The sequence below is a fragment of the Methylocystis parvus OBBP genome (assembly GCF_027571405.1).
GTDB lineage: Bacteria > Pseudomonadota > Alphaproteobacteria > Rhizobiales > Beijerinckiaceae > Methylocystis > Methylocystis parva.
The window spans coordinates 700,844-715,760 of record NZ_CP092968.1 but is presented as its reverse complement, the minus strand read 5'-3'; the positions used below and the strand labels follow the sequence as shown (position 1 = coordinate 715,760).

The 14,917-nt window shown below is 64.8% G+C and carries 18 protein-coding genes; 3 read left to right on the top strand and 15 right to left on the bottom strand.

Annotated features, from left to right (window positions below):
* Positions 1 to 71: 71 nt before the first annotated feature.
* A complete protein-coding gene (locus tag MMG94_RS03530; RefSeq protein ID WP_016918707.1) occupies positions 72 to 761 on the top strand; it encodes an orotate phosphoribosyltransferase in 690 nt (229 codons plus the stop codon).
* A 67-nt stretch (positions 762 to 828) separates the two neighbouring features.
* Here MMG94_RS03530 and MMG94_RS03525 read toward each other — a convergent pair whose 3' ends face one another.
* Positions 829 to 1,122 carry a peptide-binding protein gene (locus tag MMG94_RS03525; RefSeq protein WP_016918708.1) on the bottom strand — a complete coding sequence of 98 codons (294 nt, stop codon included), beginning with the start codon at positions 1,120 to 1,122 and terminating at the stop codon, positions 829 to 831.
* Between the two features lie 82 nt (positions 1,123 to 1,204).
* Between MMG94_RS03525 and MMG94_RS03520 the strand changes: the two genes are divergently transcribed.
* Positions 1,205 to 1,846 carry a M15 family metallopeptidase gene (locus MMG94_RS03520; protein ID WP_244415211.1) on the top strand — a complete coding sequence of 214 codons (642 nt, stop codon included), beginning with the start codon at positions 1,205 to 1,207 and terminating at the stop codon, positions 1,844 to 1,846.
* A gap of 60 nt (positions 1,847 to 1,906) precedes the next feature.
* On the opposite strand, the gene MMG94_RS03515 is transcribed toward MMG94_RS03520, so the two are convergent.
* Positions 1,907 to 2,305, bottom strand: coding sequence for a type II toxin-antitoxin system death-on-curing family toxin (locus MMG94_RS03515; protein WP_016918710.1), 399 nt, complete (start codon positions 2,303 to 2,305; stop codon positions 1,907 to 1,909).
* A gap of 1 nt (position 2,306) precedes the next feature.
* Complete coding sequence (locus tag MMG94_RS03510; protein ID WP_016918711.1) at positions 2,307 to 2,564, bottom strand: AbrB/MazE/SpoVT family DNA-binding domain-containing protein; 258 nt, start codon at positions 2,562 to 2,564, stop codon at positions 2,307 to 2,309.
* 105 nt (positions 2,565 to 2,669) lie between these two features.
* On the opposite strand from MMG94_RS03510, the gene recG reads away from it, so the two are divergent.
* On the top strand, positions 2,670 to 4,772 hold the full coding sequence (gene recG, locus MMG94_RS03505) for an ATP-dependent DNA helicase RecG (RefSeq protein ID WP_016918712.1): 2,103 nt from the start codon (positions 2,670 to 2,672) through the stop codon (positions 4,770 to 4,772).
* Here recG and MMG94_RS03500 read toward each other — a convergent pair whose 3' ends face one another.
* From MMG94_RS03500 to MMG94_RS03445, 12 genes are all read right to left on the bottom strand, one after another.
* On the bottom strand, positions 4,773 to 5,279 hold the full coding sequence (locus MMG94_RS03500) for a hypothetical protein (RefSeq protein WP_016918713.1): 507 nt from the start codon (positions 5,277 to 5,279) through the stop codon (positions 4,773 to 4,775).
* Positions 5,280 to 5,420: 141 nt separating this feature from the next.
* Positions 5,421 to 6,644, bottom strand: coding sequence for a DNA methyltransferase (locus MMG94_RS03495; RefSeq protein ID WP_016918714.1), 1,224 nt, complete (start codon positions 6,642 to 6,644; stop codon positions 5,421 to 5,423).
* The gene (locus MMG94_RS22015) at positions 6,625 to 7,140 is read right to left on the bottom strand and encodes a HigA family addiction module antitoxin (protein WP_016918715.1); all 516 of its coding nucleotides are present in this window, start codon (positions 7,138 to 7,140) and stop codon (positions 6,625 to 6,627) included. Before MMG94_RS22015 ends, MMG94_RS03495 begins: the two co-directional genes overlap by 20 nt.
* Before the next feature lie 71 nt (positions 7,141 to 7,211).
* Positions 7,212 to 8,342: a tRNA guanosine(34) transglycosylase Tgt gene (tgt, locus tag MMG94_RS03485; RefSeq protein ID WP_016918716.1), complete on the bottom strand. Its 1,131-nt coding sequence runs from the start codon at positions 8,340 to 8,342 to the stop codon at positions 7,212 to 7,214.
* Positions 8,339 to 8,674 (bottom strand): hypothetical protein, encoded by a 336-nt coding sequence (locus MMG94_RS03480; protein ID WP_016918717.1) that lies wholly within the window; start codon positions 8,672 to 8,674, stop codon positions 8,339 to 8,341. Before MMG94_RS03480 ends, tgt begins: the two co-directional genes overlap by 4 nt.
* Positions 8,671 to 9,807, bottom strand: a complete 1,137-nt coding sequence (gene queA / locus MMG94_RS03475) for a tRNA preQ1(34) S-adenosylmethionine ribosyltransferase-isomerase QueA (protein WP_016918718.1) — start codon at positions 9,805 to 9,807, stop codon at positions 8,671 to 8,673. Before queA ends, MMG94_RS03480 begins: the two co-directional genes overlap by 4 nt.
* A 181-nt stretch (positions 9,808 to 9,988) precedes the next feature.
* A complete protein-coding gene (locus MMG94_RS03470) occupies positions 9,989 to 10,444 on the bottom strand; it encodes a peptidylprolyl isomerase (protein WP_016918719.1) in 456 nt (151 codons plus the stop codon).
* 117 nt (positions 10,445 to 10,561) lie between these two features.
* Positions 10,562 to 11,116 carry a peptidylprolyl isomerase gene (locus tag MMG94_RS03465; RefSeq protein ID WP_016918720.1) on the bottom strand — a complete coding sequence of 185 codons (555 nt, stop codon included), beginning with the start codon at positions 11,114 to 11,116 and terminating at the stop codon, positions 10,562 to 10,564.
* A 74-nt stretch (positions 11,117 to 11,190) separates the two neighbouring features.
* Complete coding sequence (gene coaD / locus MMG94_RS03460; RefSeq protein WP_016918721.1) at positions 11,191 to 11,688, bottom strand: pantetheine-phosphate adenylyltransferase; 498 nt, start codon at positions 11,686 to 11,688, stop codon at positions 11,191 to 11,193.
* The gene (pyrC, locus tag MMG94_RS03455) at positions 11,685 to 12,980 is read right to left on the bottom strand and encodes a dihydroorotase (protein WP_016918722.1); all 1,296 of its coding nucleotides are present in this window, start codon (positions 12,978 to 12,980) and stop codon (positions 11,685 to 11,687) included. The genes coaD and pyrC overlap by 4 nt, the downstream gene beginning before the upstream one ends.
* Positions 12,981 to 13,047: 67 nt before the next feature.
* The gene (locus MMG94_RS03450) at positions 13,048 to 14,202 is read right to left on the bottom strand and encodes a sulfotransferase family protein (RefSeq protein ID WP_016918723.1); all 1,155 of its coding nucleotides are present in this window, start codon (positions 14,200 to 14,202) and stop codon (positions 13,048 to 13,050) included.
* Between the two features lie 60 nt (positions 14,203 to 14,262).
* Positions 14,263 to 14,910, bottom strand: coding sequence for a TetR/AcrR family transcriptional regulator (locus MMG94_RS03445; RefSeq protein ID WP_016918724.1), 648 nt, complete (start codon positions 14,908 to 14,910; stop codon positions 14,263 to 14,265).
* Positions 14,911 to 14,917: the final 7 nt, after the last annotated feature.

Sequence of the window (14,917 nt, the reverse complement as noted above, 5' to 3'; positions counted from 1 at the left end):
TGAAGGGGAGGTATTTCGAGCCCGCAGGTCCGGTCGAACTCGACCGTTTCGTTAGGAGATAAGACCCACCAATGTCCGACGACCGTCAGTTCTTCGCAAAGGAAACCGCCAAGGCGCTCATCGAAGTGCAGGCGGTGCTCGTGAACACCGAGAAGCCCTTCATCACCACGGCGGGCTGGGCGTCGCCGGTCTATATCGACATGCGCAAGATCATCGGCTTCCCGCGCCTGCGCCGGCGGCTGATCGACTTCGCCACGCGCGCGATCGAGCGCGACATCGGCTATGAATCGCTTGACGTCGTCGCGGGCGGCGAGACGGCTGGCATCCCCTTCGCGGCGTGGATTTCCGACAGCCTGATGCTGCCGATGCAATATGTCCGCAAGAAGCCCAAGGGCTTCGGCCGCAACGCCCGCATCGAGGGCGATCTGCACGAGAACGGCCGCGCTTTGCTGGTGGAAGACCTCGCGACCGACGGCGGCTCCAAGAAGGATTTCGTGCAGGCGCTGCGCGACTCCGGCCAAAGCTGCGAGCATGTCTTCGTGTTCTTCTTCTACGACATCTTCGCCGGCGCCCGCGAGGACATGGCCGGCATCGGCGTGAAGCTGCATTACCTCGCGACCTGGCGCGACGTGTTGGCCGTGGCGCGGGAGCACCAGTATTTTCCTGAAGAAGCGCTGAAAGAGGTCGAAGCGTTTATCGCCGATCCGGTTGCGTGGTCAGTCGCGCATGGCGGCGTCGCGAAGGCCAAGGAGCGCACGTAGCGCGCTCTTAAGCTCTTCCCTCTCCTTGCCGCGCAGGGAGAGGGAGGCGGACGCGCGTCGCCATTGCTCAATAGCAGCTGATGAACTCGCGATAGACCCAGCCGAGCCGCTTGCCTCCGGCGGTCGCCACATAAGCCCAGGGCTTGCCGTTCGCATCCTCGCCATAGCGTTGAACATAGACGTTTCGGCCATTCTCGATCGCGCCGATAATATTCATCTTCTGGTCGCGGATGTTGAGCGGCGTGCCCGTCGGGTCCGTGACCTTGCAGCGGTCGCCGGCCAGAGCCGGAGCGGCCCAGGCGATCGTGGCGGCGAGAGCGGCGAGCGTGAGGCCGGTGGTGAGCGAGAATTTGCCGGACATTTGAAAAACTCCCTGTCTATCGCCATCAGCTATAGTCTCGCCGCGCCTGCGCCAAGTTGCGCGGGCGCACATGAGCGTCGCCATGAAGAAAACCGCCCTGCTCCTCTGCCTTCTCGTCTTCGCCGCGACCGCGCGCGCCGAGCCGCCGCCGGGCTTCGCGCGACTCGCCGATCTTGCGCCGGACCTTGCGCAGGACATGCGCTATGCGGGCTCCAATAATTTCACCGGCCATCCCGTGCCGGGCTACCGCGCCCCGCAATGCTGGCTGCGGGCGGACGCCGCCAAGGCGCTCGCCGCCGCGCAGGCCGATGCGAAGGCGCAGGGCTTTTCGCTCGTCGTCTATGATTGCTACCGCCCCAGGCGCGCGGTCGCTTCTTTCGTCGATTGGTCGCGCAACGCCGACCAATCGACCAAGCCGGATTATTATCCCCGCCTCGATAAGAGCCAGCTTTTTCCGCAAGGCTATATCGCCGAACAGTCGACCCATTCGACGGGCCTCGCCGTCGATCTCGGCGTGCAAGGCTGGAATTTCGGCACGCCTTTCGACTTTTTCGACCGCCAGTCCTGGACGAAGTCAAAGGTTGCGGGAGACGCCCATGCGCATCGCGAGGCGCTGGTCGCCCTGATGAAGCGGCGCGGCTTTGAGAATTATCCGCGCGAATGGTGGCATTTCACCTTCAAGGACGCAGGCAAGGCGACGAGCTATGACGCCGAAGTGGACTGAAGCAATCCCGCCGCGTCATCCCCGTGAAATCGGGACTCCAGCGCAGCCTCGCCAACTGCGTCAACGGGCCGTCGCTCGACTCCGCATATTCACGCGCGCCCACGCCGCCAGCGCTTCCTCGTCGATTTCGCGATTGGCGAATTGAGAGATGAGGATGAAGCAATCCTCGTCGCGCGCCGTAAGCTCATATCCGTTGTCGGCGAGAAACAACTCCATCGCGACGAGCGCGACGCGCTTTTTCCCTTGAACGAAGGGATGGCTCTTGATGAAGCCGGCGGCGCAGGCGGCGGCGAGGCGGGCCGCGTCGGCGCGCGGCTCGGCCCGCGCCACGTCGCGCGGACGCAAAATGGCGTTCGCCAGCGCCGCCTCGCTGATGAGACCGACCGCCCCGCCATGCGCCGCAAGGACTTCTTCGTGAATGGCGAGCGCAATATCCCGGTCCAGGAAGCGCCACGTCATGTCAGGAGCCCTTGGCGAGTTCACGCAGCGCATTGTGCCGCTTGCTCATGATGCGGCGCGCGAGGGCGACGCGGCGCTCGAAGTCGGGATCGCTCTTGGTGATCCGGTAGCCTTCGGACGAGCGCGTGAGATAGAGGCGATCGCCCTTCTCCACATTGAGATCGGCGATGATTTCCCGCGGCAACACCACGCCGAGCGAATTGCCGATACGAATGATCTTCAGAGCGCCGAAGCCTTCGGCTTGATCTGTCTCGCTCATGGTTCTAACTTCCGTATTAACTTTAATTGTTGCAACAAAAGTTAGAACAACCATTGGCGGGCCGCAACATGACAAATGCCCGCTTGTGAATAAACTGCGCGCTCCATGCGTCCCGATCTTCTCGCCCCGCTCTTCGGCCGCGTCGCCGCCCTCCCCGGCGTCGGCCCGAAAACCGCGCCGCTTTTTGACCGCCTCCTCGCCAGGCCGGGCCAGCAGGCGCGCCTCGTCGATCTCCTCTTCCACCTGCCGGCAAACGTCATCGACCGCAGCCAGCGCCCGACGATCGCCGAGGCGCCCATGGAGACGATGGTCGTCATCAAGGCCCGGGTCGCGGAGCACCGTAAGCCGCACGGGCGCTACGCCAAGCAGCCCTTCCGCGTACTGGTCGAGGACGACACGGGCGATGTCGAGCTCGTCTTCTTCCTCGCCAATCCGGACTGGATCGAGCGAAGTCTCCCGATCGGCGCCACGCGCTGGATATCGGGACGAGTCGAACTTTATGACGGCCGCCGCCAAATGGTGCATCCTGACCGTGTGCTCGACGAAGCCGGCCTCGCAAAGCTCGCGCCCTACGAGCCCGTCTACGGGCTCACCGAAGGCCTGCAGCCGCGCTTCGTTTTACGCGCCACGGAAGAGGCGCTGACGCGGCTTCCGGCGCTTCCGGAGTGGCAGGAGCCGACGGTGCTCGCGGCGAATAAACTGCCGCCTTTCGGGGAGGCGCTGCGCGCCGCGCACCGTCCGGACAGCGCCAAATCGCTCTCCCCGCAACATCCCGCGCGCCAGCGACTCGCGCTCGACGAATTGCTTGCAGGCCAACTTGCCCTGAGGCTGATGCGCGCCAAGATGCGCCGCCTTCCGGGGCGCGTAAACCAGGGAGACGGCCGCATTTCCCGCGCGATCGAAGCCGCTCTGCCCTTCCGCCTCACCGGCGCCCAGCGACGCGCGCTCGACGACATTCGGGCCGATCTCGGATCGGATTTACGCATGCTGCGGCTGGTGCAAGGCGATGTCGGCTCCGGCAAGACAATCGTCGCGGCGCTCGCCATGGCGAGCGTCGTCGAATGCGGGCGCCAGGCCGCGCTGATGGCGCCGACGGAGATACTTGCGCGCCAGCACTACGAGCGTCTCGCCCCGCTCATGGAGCCGGCGGGCGTCAAAGTCGCGCTGCTTACGGGGCGACTGAAGGCGAGCGAGCGGGCCGCCGCGCATGGCGCGATCGCCGCGGGCGAGACAGACGTCGTCGTCGGCACGCACGCCCTCGTGCAAAGCGATCTCGCCTTTCGCGATCTCGGCCTTGCGGTCGTCGACGAGCAGCATCGCTTCGGCGTTCAGCAGCGGCTGGCGCTGGGCGCCAAGGGCGAGGCGGTCGACGTGCTGGTCATGACGGCGACGCCCATTCCGCGCACGCTCGCGCTCACGGCTTTCGGCGACATGGATGCCTCCGCCCTCGACGAGAAGCCGCCGGGCCGCACGCCGATCACGACCCGGGCCCTGCCGGCGTCGCGCATCGGTGAAGTCGTCGCGGGGTTGCAACGCGCGCTCGCGCAGGGCGCCCGCGCCTATTGGATTTGCCCTCTCGTCGAAGAAAACGAGGATCTCGACCTCGCCGCCGCCGAGGCGCGCGCCGCCGATCTGCGGCATTATTTCGGCGAAGCGGTCGGCCTGCTGCATGGAAAGATGAAAGGCCCCGAAAAGGACGCGGCGATGGAGTCGTTTCAACGCGGCGAGACGCGCGTGCTCGTCGCGACGACCGTCGTTGAAGTCGGCGTCGACGTTCCTGAGGCGACCATCATGGTCATCGAACATTCGGAGCGCTTCGGGCTCGCGCAGCTGCACCAATTGCGCGGCCGCGTGGGACGCGGCTTGGGCGTGTCGACCTGTCTGCTGCTTTACAAGGGACCGTTGAGCGAAGCGGCGAAATCGCGCCTTACTGTCTTACGTCAGACAGAAGATGGTTTCCGTATCGCGGAAGAAGATCTTCGCCTTCGCGGCGAAGGGGAACTGCTCGGCACCCGCCAGGCGGGCCTGCCGGGCTTTCGGCTGGCGGATCTCACGGCGCATGCGCGTCTCCTCGCCATTGCGCGAGACGACGCCGAGCTCATTCTGCGGCGGGACCCCGATCTTGTCAGCGAGAGAGGCAGGGCGTTGCGCGCCCTGCTCTACCTGTTCGAACGCGATGAAGCGATTCAGCTGTTACGGGCGGGGTAGTCAGGCGGCCGCGCGCTGGGGCTGGCCGAATTGCGGAACGAAGCCGGCGATCGTCTCGAAGGGGATGCGGCGATCGAAATTCAGCGTGCGCGCATCGCCGATAATGAGCGCCTGCGGGGCGAGCAACACGGTCTCGTAATCCATGTAATTCAGGAAGCATTCCTGATTCATCATGGCCTGCGCCAAGGTGCGATAGGAGCCCTTTTCCGACGCAACGAGTTCGTCGCCCGAAATCACGCTCTCGACATGCAGCGCAAAGCGCAGCTTCGTCTGCTCCACTTCGAAAATGTACAGCATCTTCGTCGCGATTCGGCCGGCCGATTCGGAACGCCAGTTGCGCCACCAGGGATCCTCACCCTGCGCCTCCTGCTGCTCGGCCTGGAGCAAGCGGGCAAGCGGCCAAAGACGAGCGAACTTGGTGCGACTCAGGAACCAGGAGCGAAATTCGTGCGATTCCGCGAGTTTTGAAGCAAAAATCTCGTCCAGTTCAGAGGCGGCCTTGTCCATCGTTACGTTCCTGCTTTGAAAATCGGCCCGGCTCCACGCCCGAGCGCTTCTCGCCTTGCTACGCCGCTGTCGTGAATCTTCAGTTTAAAAATTCCTTCAAAGAAGGATAACGTGAATTAAGTGTAAACGCTATCGGGCAATTTAAGCTTTGCGGCGCGCCAGCACGATGCGGTTGCTGTTGACGCCCTTGGCGTTATTGGCGACGCCCCAGCAATTGCTCGTCTTGGTGAAGCGCTGGTTGTTCACCATGACGCCGAGCCGTTCGAAGGGGAGTCCTTCCATCGCCGACCAGACAAGCCGCTCGAGCAATACGCCCCCGCCCCGCACCTCGCCGACTTCATAAGCGACATGCCCGCCGGGGCGAACGACTCGCGCCAGCGCCTCGAAAACGCAGCGGGTCATGTCGACCCAGGCGTCGACGCTTCGAAGCTGCGAGAGCCGAATCGCGTCGCCGTCGACGCCGGCGAACCAATTGCGCAGCCAGTTATCCGCGCGATAATCGACGACGTCGAGAAAAGGCGGCGACGTCACGACAAGATCCGCCTCGCCGTCTTTAAGATAATCGAGCCTCGACGCGTCCGATACGGCGAGAAAGGGAGCCGGTCCGGCCGGCGGAGCGCCATCCGCAAGAAGCGCGCGCGACTTCTTCAATATCAGCGACGCGACGTCGCGCATGGGCGGCGTCTGCGCGCGACGCTCATTGATCTTGAGTTGCGCTTTCACGCTGACCGCCTGATTGGGCGGCATCGTATAAACCGAGAAAAACCCGGGAGAATGGCCGGTCAGCCGGTTGAGCGCGACCATTCTGATCCAGTCATGGACGAGGTCGGACTCAAACTTGCCTTCAGGCTGAGAGTTCAGCCATGCGCGCAACGCGCATATCTGCCGGAGCGTTTGGGGATGGTAGAACGCCAGAAGATCCTCGCGCTCGAATTCGCCGCCTTCAAGCGGCGCCCTGGCGAGCCGCGCCTCAACCGCCTCGATCGCCGGCGGGGTCAATCGCGGCCGCGTCAGCATGATCGACAAAGGATTGGCGTCGGACCCGACGGCGCGGCGCCCGCGCAGGGCGGCTTCGATCAGCGTCGTGCCGCGCCCCATGAAGGGGTCGCAAACCGTGTCGCCGGGCTTCGTCAGCCGCTCGATGAAAAAGGCCGGAAGCTGCGGCTTGAAGCAGGCGCGATAGCTGACCTCGTGCAAGGAATGCGCTGAACGCTGCGCGGAGGTCCAATATTCATTTACGTAATAGGTAAGACCCGCCTCCTCTATCGCCTGGGTCGGCGCGCCGAAGGCGTCGAAGGCCAGGAGGGCGCCGATGAAGTCGACGCTCGTCCGGCGCTTGCGAATCTCAGGAGACGCGATCGACAAGTCTGGGCAGCCGGCTGATTTTGACGCCGGCCTCCTCCCGCGCCAGCGTCAGCTCATATTGGAGCTGCAGCTCCAGCCAATCCTCCGGCTCGACCCCGAACCAATGCCCGAGACGCAGCGCCGTATCGGCGGTGACGCCGCGCTGACCATTTATGATCGCCGTAACGCGATTGACCGGCACGTCGATGTCGCGCGCCAGATCCGACGCCGTCATGCCGAGGTCGGAGAGATGCTTTGCGAGGATGCGGCCGGGATGCGTCATTTGCGCCTCCACAGGCGCGGGGCGGAATTTGCGCTGGCGCGTCGGCCGTCGCGCCGGAGCGGCCCGCTGAACGGGCGATTTGACGGGCGGACGCCGCGCGGGAGGCGCGACGCTGCTCGGCCGCGGAGCGGGGATTTGCGCCGGGGCGGCGCGCACAAAGACGCGCCCCGAAACGACGCCCGGGCGCAACCCTGAAAGGAAGAGGCGGGTGAGCGCCTCGCGATAACGGCCCATTGCAGGCTCCCGGACAGGCCTTGCTTAATTCCCCCAACGCCAATCATTTATTTATTCCGTAAGGCGCAACTTCAGAGGCTGGCTTTCTCGCCGTCAGCCCATTGCGCGCGCGTTTCCGCAATGAAATCGATAAGCCGCCCCTCTGAAATCGCATTTCTCAGGCCAGCCATCAGCTCCTGATAATAAGCGACATTGGCCTGGGTCAGCAGCATCATTCCGAGGATTTCCCCCGCTTTTACGAGATGGTGCAGATAGGCCCTCGAATAATCGCGCGCGGCGGGGCAAATCGACGCCGGATCGAGAGAGCGCGCGTCTTCCGCATGGCGGGAATTCTTGATGTTGATTTTTCCAAAGCGCGTATAAGCGAGGCCGTGACGTCCCGCGCGGGTCGGCATGACGCAGTCGAACATGTCGATCCCCCGCGCCACAGCCTCCACAATGTCGTCCGGCGCGCCGACGCCCATCAGATAGCGCGGCTTGTTCTGCGGCAGATGCGGAACGGTCGTGTCCAGCATATCGAGCATCACCGCCTGCGGTTCGCCCACCGCCAAGCCGCCGACCGCGAGGCCGTGAAAATCCATATCCGACAGCGCCCGCGCGCTCTCGACGCGCAGCGCCTTGTTGGCGCCGCCCTGCACGATGCCGAAGACCGCCCTGCCCTTTTCCTCGTGGAAGGCCTTGCGCGAGCGCTCGGCCCAGCGAAGCGAAAGCCGCATGGCGCGCTCCGCCTCTTCATCGGAGCATGGCAGCCGCACGCATTCGTCGAACTGCATCTGAATGTCGGAGCCCAATAGATGCTGGATCTCCATGGAGCGCTCGGGCGAAAGATGATGGCGCGAGCCGTCTATGTGCGATTGAAAGGTCACGCCGCTCTCGTCGAGCTTGCGCAGCTTCGCGAGCGACATGACCTGAAAGCCTCCTGAATCCGTCAGGATCGGAAAAGGCCAGCGCATGAATTCATGCAGGCCGCCGAGCCTCGCTACACGCTCGGCGCCTGGACGCAGCATCAGGTGGTAGACATTGCCGAGCAGAATATCGGCGCCCGTCGCGCGCACGTCCTGCGGGAACATGGCCTTCACCGTCGCCGCGGTGCCGACCGGCATGAAGGCGGGCGTGCGAATGGTTCCGCGCGGCGTTATGATTTCGCCCTTTCGCGCCGCGCCGTCGGCGGCGTGAACGGCGAAGGAGAAATCCTGACTCATTTGCGTTCCTTGGCGCCGAGTTCGGCGATCTTGACGATCTTATACTGTCCGCTGTCCGTCTCGTTGAACCAGACGGTGAAATAGGCCGTCACCCTCATTTCCGCGTCGCGTAAATCCGTGCGCCAGTGATCGGCGCCCTCCCCGAAATCAAGGCGCCCGTCGCGGCGCAGGATGAAGGGGCGCGGATGCGCGCCGTCGAGGTCGAAGGCGCCGAAGACGTCCCAGGTCGAGGCGAGCCTTGCGCCCTCGATCCGCAGATCGACCGTCATCAGCGCTTCGGTCGGGTCGTCCCGCCATTGCGCGATCAGGCGGATGTCGCGCGTCTCGCTCATGGTCCGGCGCGATAGAGAAGGCTGGCGTCGCCATAGGAGTAGAAGCGATAGCCGTTGGCGATGGCGTGGGCGTAAGCCGCCTTCATACGCTCGAGCCCGCAAAAGGCCGAGACGAGCATGAAGAGCGTCGACTTCGGCAGATGGAAATTGGTGACGAGCATATCCGTCGCGCGGAATTTGTAGCCCGGCGTGATGAAGATGCTTGTACGCGCGGCGTAAGGGACAAGGCGCCCATCGGGCTGGGCGGCGCTTTCCAATGTGCGAAGCGCCGTCGTGCCGACGGCGACGATCCGCCCGCCTTTCGCGCGCGCCGCGTTCAACGCCTCCGCCGTCGCCGCGTCGATGCGCGCAAATTCCTCGTGCATCTTGTGCGCGTCGGTGTCGTCCGCTTTCACCGGCAGAAAGGTCCCCGCCCCGACATGCAGCGTCACGCGATGGACCGTCACGCCTTTGGCCCGCAGCGCGGCAAGCAGCTCGGGCGTGAAATGCAGCCCGGCGGTCGGCGCGGCGACGGCCCCCGCTTCGCGCGCGAAGACGGTCTGGTAGTCAGATTCGTCCCTTGCGTCGGCGGGACGCTTGCCGGCGATATAAGGCGGCAGGGGCATGTCTCCCGCGGCCTCTATCGCCTCATCGAGCGCGGCGCCGAAGAGATCGAAGCGCAGCGTGATTTCGCCTTCTTCGCCTTTGGCGTCGACATGGGCGATGAGGTCATTTCCGTCATTGCGAGCGCAGCGAAGCAATCCAGGAGCGTCATCATGGCTCTGGATCGCTTCGTCGCTACGCTCCTCGCAATGACGGGTGAAAAGGACTTCGTCTCCCACGGCCAGCTTCTTCGCCGGCCGCATCAGCGCGCGCCAGCGCGAGGCGTCGAGTCGCTCGATCAGCGTCGCCTCGACGCCTGCGCTCAACTCGCCGCGAATGCGCCTGCCGGAGAGCCGGGCATGGATCACGCGCGTATCGTTGACGACGAGCGCATCGCCCTGGCGAAGGAAGGACGGCAGGTCGCGAACGATGCGATCTTCCACGCCGCCCTCGGATGGAGCCACGAGCATGCGCGCGCCATCGCGCGGCTCGACGGGGCGCAGCGCGATGCGGTCTTGCGGAAGGTCGAAGTCGAAGAGGTCGACGCGCATGGTGGTAATGATCCGCCGCCGAGCGTCCGCCAAATCCCTCCCCTTTACGGGGAGGGCGCCGCGCGAAGCGCGACGGGTGGGGTAAAATGCAATGGGCCGAGCGGTCGAGTGAATCTCACCCGGCGCGACCGCCGACCTCCCCGTAAAGGGGAGGTATAGCGCCCGTCATTCGGCGCGTGGATTAGCCCAGCGTCGCCTTGACGATCTTGTCGGGATCGCGCACGGGCTCGCCGCGCTTGATCTGGTCGACATTCTCCATGCCGGAGATCACCTCGCCCCAGACCGTATATTGGCGGTCGAGGAAGCGGGCGTCGTCGAAGCAGATGAAGAATTGCGAATTGGCGGTGTCCGGATGCGAGGCGCGGGCCATTGAGCAGGTTCCGCGCACATGCGGAGCCGTGTTGAACTCGGCCTCGAGATTCGGATAGCTCGATCCGCCCGTGCCGGTGCCGCGCGGGCAGCCGGTCTGCGCCATGAAGCCTTCGATCACGCGATGGAAGACGATGCCGTCATAGAAGCCCTCGGAGACGAGCTTCTTGATGCGCTCGACATGCTTGGGCGCGAGGTCGGGGCGGAATTTGATGACGACCGGACCCTTGGTGGTCTCCAGCGTCATGGTGTCGGCGGCGTCGGTCATTATGGCTCCTGTGTTTACGCCGTCATTGCGAGGAGCGAAGCGACGAAGCAATCCAGGGGCCTCGTCGCGGCTCCGGATTGCTTCGCTTCGCTCGCAATGACGGGCCTACATATGGTTTCAGCTCGCGTCGCCGGCGGCGCGCACTTTCAGCATCTTGTCGGGGCTGTCGACCATGCCGTTATTGGCCTTGTCGCCCTTCTTGATCTTGTCGACGACGTCCATGCCGGAGACGACCTCGCCCCAGATCGTATATTTGCCGTTGAGCTGCGGCGCCTCGGCGAAGCAGATGAAGAATTGCGAATTCGCGGAGTCCTTGTCGCCCGGCTGGCGCGCCATGGCGACCGCGCCGCGCTTGAAGGGCAGATCGCTGAACTCGGCCTTGAGGTCGGGATAGCGCGAGCTGCCCATGCCGGTGCCGTCCGGATCGCCGCCCTGCGCCATGAAGCCGTCAATGACGCGATGGAAGGCGACGCCGTCGTAGAAATGCTCCTTGGCCAGACGCTTGATGCGCTCGACATGCTTGGGCGCGACATCCGGGCGCAGCTTGATCGTGATGCGTCCGTCCTTGGTGTCGATGAAAAGGAGATCGTCCTCGGCGCGGGCGATGGATGCGGCGCCGAACGCAAAGGAAAAAGCGGCGGCGGCGAGCAATAGTCGGCGGGTGATTCTCATCGAAAAAGCCTCCCTTTTTTACCTGGCGCGCATTCTTGCTCGACTATGCGGGCGGAAAACGCGCTTGGGCTTGATTATCCGCGCCTTTGGATGGCGCGTTTGAGGGCCTCGACGGAAGCGGACGGCGCGAAAGCCGACACGTCGCCGCCAAGCGCTGCGATCTGGCGCACGAGGGTGCCGCTGACGTGGCGGAGCCCGGGCGCGGAGGGGAGGAAAACCGTGCGAATGCCGGGCGCAAGCGTCCCGTTCATCCCCGCCATCTGCATTTCATAGTCGAAATCGGTTCCGTCGCGCAATCCGCGCAGGATGGCGCAGGCCCCCTGCTCTTTCGCGGCCGCCACCACGAGCCCGTCGAAGCTGACCACGGCGACCTGCGCCCCATAGCCTTCGGCGCCGGCCGAGACGCGAATCGCCTCGGCGCGCTCGTCGAAGGTCAGCCACGGCGCCTTGCCCGGATGGACGCCGATCGCGACCACGATTTTGTCGAATAGCGCGACGCCCTGACGGATCACGTCCAGATGGCCGTTGGTCAGCGGATCGAACGTGCCCGAGTAAAGCGCGACGCGGCTCATGCGGGCAGCTCGTGCACGATCTCCCCCGCGACCATGGTCGTCTTCACGACGCCCTGCAGCCGCGCGCCGTCGAGGGGCGTATTGCGGCAGCGCGAATGCAGCTTGTCGGGATCGACGACGAAGGGCTCGTCGGGATCGAAGCGAATGAGGTCGGCCGGGGCGCCCTTTCGCAGGCGTCCCTGCTCCAACCCCAGAATTTCCGCCGGACGCGACGACATGGCGGCGAGGAGGCGCGGCAGCGTCACGTCGCCCGAATGCACGAGGCGCAGCCCCGCGGCGAGCATGGTCTCGACGCCGATGGCGCCGAATTCGGCCTCGGCGAACGGAAGGCGCTTCGTCTCGACGTCCTGCGGATCGTGATCCGAAACAATGATGTCGATCAGCCCTTCGGCGAGCGCTGCGACGAGCTGCTTGCGCTCGTCCTCGTGACGAAGCGGCGGGCGCAGCTTCAGAAAGGTGCGGTAATCGCCAATGTCGTTCTCGTTGAGCGTGAGATGATTGATCGTCGTCCCGCAAGTGACCGAAAGGCCCGCCTCTTTCGCCCGGCGTAAGGCGTCGAGCGAGAGGGCGGCGGTGACGATGGCCGCGTGATAGCGCGCGCCAGTGAGGGCGACGAGGCGCAGGTCGCGGTCGAGCATCACCGTCTCCGCCTCGCGCGGAACGCCGGCGAGGCCGAGGCGCAGCGCGAAATCGCCCTCATTCATCACGCCGCCGCCGAGATCCGGGTCCTGCGTGAAATGCACCACGAGGGCGCCGAAATCGCGCGCATAGGTCATGGCGCGCCGCATGACGAGGGCGTTCTTCACCGAGCGCGCCCCGTCGAAAAAGGCGACGGCCCCGGCCTGTTTCAACAGGCCAAGCTCCGCCATCTCCTTGCCTTCGCGCGCCTTGGTCAGCGCCGCCATGGGCAGGACCCGCACGCGCCCGGTGTCGCGGGCGCGGCGCAGGACGAAATCGACGACGGCGGGATCGTCCACGGCGGGGTCGGTGGCGCTTGTCGCAACAAGCGTGGTGACGCCGCCCGCCGCCGCCGACAGGGTCGCGCTGGCGATGGTCTCGCGGTGCTCGGCGCCGGGTTCGCCGACAAAGGCCTGCATATCGATGAGGCCCGGAGCGACGACGTCCCCGCCGCAATCGATGACGCGCGCGCCCTCGGGCGCAGAGGCTACGCCAGGGCCAAGCTCGGAGATGGCGCCGTTGAGAGCCAGCAAACCGCCGCGCATCTCCGTCCCGGAGGCGGGATCGATGAGGCGGGCGTTCGTAAACAGGATCGGCGCGGGATGAGACGGCATGGCGCCTGATTAGGGCATTTTGCCGGGGTTGGGAATGCAGACGCCGGCGTCCCGCCGCGAGGGCCTGTCAATCGCGCGTTTCCACACGCAGATTGCGAAGGCCCAGACCGATCGGCCGATTGTCGGCGATGTTCCATCCGGCCTCCTTCGCCGTCAGAATCTGGTCGAAAGCGATCGCAACCCGAATGCGATCGGCCCCGCCAATGTCGCAGTGCAAGGTCAGAACGTCGCTCGGCGGGCGATCCGAATTCCGTTCGATCTCCAAAGCAAGGGCGTCGTTGACGAAAAGGCGCGCGACCCGGCCCGGCGCGCCATGGCGGAAAGCCGGGCCATAGAAACATTCGACGAAGAGCGTCGCTCGCGCGATCGGCCGCGGGAGGGCGATGTCGATTTCACATTCCCTGTCGACCGTCCAGACGCCCCAGTCCTCCGGAACCCCAAAGCCGCTTGAAAGATAAGCGCGACCGCCCTGGCCAAAGTCGAGGGTTTCGCCAAATTCGATCGGCGGCGTCCGAATGTCGTAACCGAAGCGCTGGCGGAAATCGCGCGTCGCCGCCAGCGTGAGCCGTTCCTGATCCTTCGTCAGAACCGCGCTGAATTTGCCGATCTCGCCATCCCCGACATGATGCGGATGGAAGTGCGTATCGGCATGGTGCTGATTGGCGGCGGGGGCCTCGCTGTCGAAATAGCCGGTTTCTTCCAATTGCTTGAGAAAGTCGTCGACGGCGCGGGGCGAGAATTTTTCCGCGATCGCCTTTGCGTCGCTCGATGAAATGCCTGCATCGAGCAGGCGCGCCATCTGCATCACGCCGCCGGCGTCTCGCCAGTCCGGCGACTCATATTTCAGGATCAGCGAGCGGGACGGGAGAGGCATCGCCGCCATCGCGGCCGCGCTTTTTTCGACCCAGTCGAGAGCGTTCTCGAAGGTCATGCGAAATTGGGTCATCAAAGAGGCGACGCAATCGCGTGGGTCGCGGACGGAAACGATCAGCGGCGGCTCATAGGCGGCGAAGATCAGATTGAAACCGACGTCGGGGCGATGCGACTTCACAATGCAGACGTTGGCGGCGACGGCCTTTTCCAGGAGTTCACACATTGGATAGTCGGCGTAGAGCGAGGTGAACGGCGTCCCTTTCCGCTCGCATATCGCGCGGCAGACGTTGAAGACCCAGGTGGAGGCGCTTCGGTAGAGCCCTACACAGAAGATAATCTTGTGTCCCATGACATTCCCGCCGGGCGCGCAAGACGACAGGAGCGCACGATTCGCCAGTAAAGCCTTTCGTCAGGCTCCCCTCAACCCCGCCAAACTCAGCCGCGCCAGCGCGTCCACCAGCCGCTCCAACCCCGCCGCGTCGAAATCCAGCCCAAACGGCGCCATCGCCAGGAGCTCCGTCTCGCGGACGAAGAAGATCGGTTGCTGCGCCAGCCAGAGCGTGCGGATGGCGACCTCTTCGCGCGGCGCGTCTTCAGGCGAAAAGCGCCGCACCACCCGTTCCGCGAGCCGGAAAATGCGCGGCGGGCGCGCTTCGAAGAAACTCTTGAACACGGCGCTCGGCCGCACGCTTTCCCATGTGTAGAGCCGCAAATATTGGCTCACCCGGTCGCGCTTGACGAGCGGCGACAGGAATTGGCGCAGATAGAGACGCAGCGCGTCTTCTGGCGGCAGCCGGTCTAGTCCCTCGGCGTCGAGAAAGCTTTCCTTCTCCAGCGCCTCGGCGGCGGCCTCGAGAACGGCGCGATAGAGGCCTTCCTTGCCGCCGAAATGATAATTGATGGCCGCCTGATTGGCCTCGGCGCGCCGGGTGATGAGCCGCACGGAGCCGCCCTCATAGCCATGCTCGGAGAAAACCGACACGGCCGCCTTGATCAGCGCCGCCCGCGTCGCCTCCGAGGCGCGCGAGACGCCGCGCGCCTTTTCCTGCGTCTCCAACTCGCCT